Source organism: Dulcicalothrix desertica PCC 7102 (genome assembly GCF_003991905.1).
Taxonomy (GTDB): Bacteria; Cyanobacteriota; Cyanobacteriia; order Cyanobacteriales; family Nostocaceae; genus Dulcicalothrix; species Dulcicalothrix desertica.
The window spans coordinates 45,936-46,318 of record NZ_RSCL01000019.1 but is presented as its reverse complement, the minus strand read 5'-3'; the positions used below and the strand labels follow the sequence as shown (position 1 = coordinate 46,318).

General features: G+C 42.6%; 1 protein-coding gene. It reads left to right on the top strand.

Annotated elements, in window-relative coordinates:
- On the top strand, positions 1-383 hold a 383-nt coding region (locus DSM106972_RS52750), incomplete at both ends, for a WD40 repeat domain-containing protein (RefSeq protein WP_411675357.1).

Here is a 383-nt window from a genome sequence, read left to right as displayed (position 1 = left end):
CTGTCGCTACTGCATCATTTGACGGTACTGCGAAGTTATGGAACTTAAAAGGTTCAGAAATTGCCACTCTCAAACATCAACGACTGGTCAACTACGTAGCATTTAGCCCCGATGGTAAGACTGTCGCTACTGCATCAGATGATAAAACTGCGAAGTTATGGAACTTCAAAGGTTCAGAAATTGCCACTCTCAAACATCAAGATACGGTCAACGACGTAGTATTTAGCCCAGATGGTAAGACTGTCGCTACTGCATCAAATGACAAAACTGCGAAGTTATGGAACTTCAAAGGTTCAGAAATTGCCACTCTCAAACATCAATATTGGGTCACAAACGTAGTATTTAGCCCAGATGGTAAGACTGTCGCTACCGCATCAAATGAC